General features: G+C 65.2%; 2 protein-coding genes. Both read right to left on the bottom strand.

Annotated features, from left to right (window positions below):
- Positions 1–191: 191 nt before the first annotated feature.
- Complete coding sequence (locus VLG41_RS02530) at positions 192–2,168, bottom strand: hypothetical protein (protein ID WP_325347828.1); 1,977 nt, start codon at positions 2,166–2,168, stop codon at positions 192–194.
- Between the two features lie 118 nt (positions 2,169–2,286).
- Entirely contained in the window at positions 2,287–3,567 is a 1,281-nt protein-coding gene (locus tag VLG41_RS02535; RefSeq protein WP_325347829.1) for a glutamate-5-semialdehyde dehydrogenase, read from the bottom strand.
- Positions 3,568–3,570: the final 3 nt, after the last annotated feature.

The following is a 3,570-nucleotide window of genomic DNA, read 5'->3' on the forward strand; positions in this document are numbered from 1 at the left end:
GTGCCGATGCGCAGGCCTTCGTTCTTCGCTCGCGGGCTGCCGAGCCGCACCACCCTGATCGCCATGTCTGTCTCCGGTTCCCATGGACCGGCGACAGCGTAGCGGTTTCAGTCCCCGTCGCCAAATGGCCGAGTCATGACCCCCACGCCGCGGATTGCCCCAGGGGCGACCAGGCTAGCGGCAGGTCGGAATCAGAAACTGTTCTTTACCCGCGTCCTTGGGCCTTTGTCTGCCTGCAGGCGCAGCGAGTCGGCCTGTTCCCGTGCCAGTGCCCCCTCCTCGACGAGCGTATCCACCAAGGTTTTGAACCGTTGGATCGCGGCCTCGGACAAGTTGCTGTTGCTGTTGCTGATGTCAACGCGCAGGACGTCGCGGAGCGTGTCGTTTGACAGCGCCTTCCTTTTCCACAGCGTCAGCAGCAGCTCGCCGAATGAGGGCAGTGCATCCCCCGCGTCGCTGTTGAGAATGAACGACAAGGGCGACGGGCTGGACCCGCCGGCCGCCGTCAAACACACAAACATGTCTTCGTCCGAGAGCGCCAGCCGCTCGCAAGCGCTGACGAGTGCGTCCCCCAGCGGCTTGACCAAATGCCTCTGGTTGCGTTTGAAGGCGGTGGCGAGCAAGGGGTCGTGTCCCTCGTAGCCCTCAAGGCCCTTGGAGAACGACGCGAACAGCTCAAGGAAAGATCTCGAAGGCGTGTCGTGCCGGCCGCACGACTCTATTGCCGTCGAGAGCGTCTTCGACAGCGCGTCAGGCTTCGCGCCCAACCGCACCATATCGTGCAGCAGGCCGGGTGTCGGCGTCTGGCCCACGTACGATGTGTCGACTTCTGCGTCGCGCGGGTTGTCCACCGTAGCGCCCTCCAGATCCAGCGGATCGCGCAGCCAGATCACCATCACATGGCCCGCCTGGTCGTTGGGGTTGATGGTCACGGCTTGCCGCGGGGACGACGGGCCGTCAGGGGGCAAGAGGATCTGGGTAGGAGATGTTTTCAAGTACAGCTGCGGATCGTCCTCGTAGAGCACTCGCTCGAAGGGGAAGGGCGCACGGAGTTCGGTTTGGTGCTCGAGGTTCGGGTCCGCGAAGATGAGCCGGGTATGGGGGCCGCTGCGGTCCAGCATCAGCGGCAGCGTGTGGTTGGCGGTGATCAACAGGGCGTAGCGGCGATCTTCGCCCTTAGCTTTCATGGTCTTGACCGCTTCTTTCATGAAGCGGGGCCACTCACTCAGCGCCACCGGGGCCGCGTTCGCGGGGCGGGCGACGATATCGTCATGCGCACCCTCCAGTACCGGAGACACTTCCCGGGCGATCGCCGATGGAGTGTTCACCCAATGGGGCTTTTCGCCCTTTGCCTTTGCTGCTGCCCAAGCCTGGGTAATCGCCAGCGCAATGTGCCGGCAGACAATTTTTGCCGTGCGGACCACGCCTGAATCTTTTATCTTGTCCGCCTCTTTTTTTATCTCGTCCACCCCTTCGAACAGCTTCAGTCTTTGAATGAGACCGGGGTTATTCGCTGCAGCCCAGGCCTCGGTCTCGTTCCACGCCACCTGCCCACTGGGGTTTTCCCAGGCGCTGCCGCTCAAGGTCATCGATACGTGCCCGGTCACCGGATCGAGCGTCGATGTCCATTCGGCCTTGTTGCCGTTCGCCAGCACGCCGTCGACGAAGCAACCCTTTTGCAAATGCAGCGTCAGCCGATGCCTGGCGTTTTCGGGAATGCCGGTGAGCGTAAGCGTGCTCAAGTGAGGTAAGGCCGTGAAGTTGAGCTCTCGGCCAGCAAACTTCGGCACCACGATCGTTCGCAGCAATGGGCACTGGTTCACCCACTCAGGCATGTATCTGAGGGCAGGGGACAGGTGAAGCTCCAGCGGTTGGAGGTCCAGGGCATCGCAGGCCTGGCAGAAGGCGTCGAGCACGTCCTTGGCAGCGAACAGGCAGCCTCGAGGCAAGGCGCTGAGATTGAGGAGCCGAGTCTCGCCCTCGAAATAGTCCGACAACGCTGTCCGAAGGGCGGTGGACCAGGCTTTAGGGAAGCGCTTGCACGTCTCCGAGAGCACCGTCTCGTAGACGCAAAACGGCTCCGATGCTGCGCGAGCGCGGGGTGAGCAGCGCGTGTGCTGAGCGTGCTGAGCACCTGAGGAGGAAAGCCGGCCCGACGACTTGAACATGCTGAGCGCTCGGTTGATGCTCTCCCCGGTACCGCATTTTGACGCTCAGTGGTGCCACCGCTGTCCAGGTTCCTCGAGTCTCCCGGTCATTGCGCTTGGGCCGTTTGGTCGAGCGGCCTCAGCCGCGCACCTCGCCCTCACCCAGCACCACGTACTTGAGCGAGGTGAGGCCTTCGACGCCCACCGGGCCGCGCGCGTGGAACTTGTCGGTGCTGATGCCGATTTCGGCGCCCAGGCCGAACTCGAAGCCATCGGCGAAGCGGGTGCTCGCGTTCACCATCACGCTGGCCGAGTCCACCTCGCGCAGGAAGCGCTGGGCGTGCACGTGGTCGGTGGTGATGATCGCGTCGGTGTGGTGGCTGCTGTAGCGGTTGATGTGGCGAATAGCCTCGTCCACGCCGTCCACCAGCTTGATGCTGATGATGGGCGCGAGGTATTCCTCGTACCAGTCCTGCTCGGTGGCGTCGACCAGCTTGGCGCCGCTCACGCCGGCCAGGATGGCCCGGCTCTCGGGGCAGACGCGCATCTCCACGCCCTTGGCCGCGAAGATCGCGCCGATCCTGGGCAGGAAGTCCTGCGCCACGCCGCGCGCCACCAACAGGCTTTCGGTGGCGTTGCAGGGGCTGTACTTCTGCGTCTTGGCGTTGTCGGTCACCTTCACCGCGAGCGCGATGTCGCAGGGCGCGTCGACGTAGGTGTGGCAGTTGCCGTCCAGGTGCTTGATGACGGGCACCTTGGCCTCGGCGCTGATGCGCTCGATGAGGCCCTTGCCGCCGCGCGGGATGATCACGTCCACGTACTGCGGCATGGCAATGAGCTGACCCACGGCGGCGCGGTCGGTGGTGGGCACCAGTTGCACCGCGTCGCCCGGCAAGCCGGCGTCGACCAGTGCGCGCTGCACCAGGGCGGCCAGGGCGCGGTTGGAGTCGATGGCCTCCGAGCCGCCGCGCAGGATGGCGGCGTTGCCGCTCTTGATGGCCAGCGAGGCGGCCTCGATCGTCACGTTCGGGCGGCTCTCGTAGATCATGCCGAACACGCCGATGGGCACGCGCATCTGGCCCACGCGGATGCCGCTGGGCATCTGCTTCATGCCCATCACCTCGCCGATGATGTCGGGCATGGCGGCGAGCTGCTCGCAGCCCTGCGCTGCCGTCTCGATGACCTTGGGCGTGAGCTTGAGACGGTCCACCAGGGGCTCGGCCAGGCCGTTGGCGCGGGCGCGCTCCAGGTCCTTCGCGTTCTCCAGCGCCAGCGGTTCACCGGCCTCGCGCAGCAGGGCGGCCAGGCGGCGCAGCGCCTGCGCCTTGGCCGCGACGCTGGCCTTGGCCATGAGCCGCGACGCCGCCAGGGCCTGCTGGCCCAGGGTGTGCATGAGTTCGGTGGTGTTGCTGGCGTTCATGGG

The sequence above is a fragment of the Hydrogenophaga sp. genome, from assembly GCF_035481345.1.
Taxonomy (GTDB): Bacteria; Pseudomonadota; Gammaproteobacteria; order Burkholderiales; family Burkholderiaceae_C; genus Hydrogenophaga.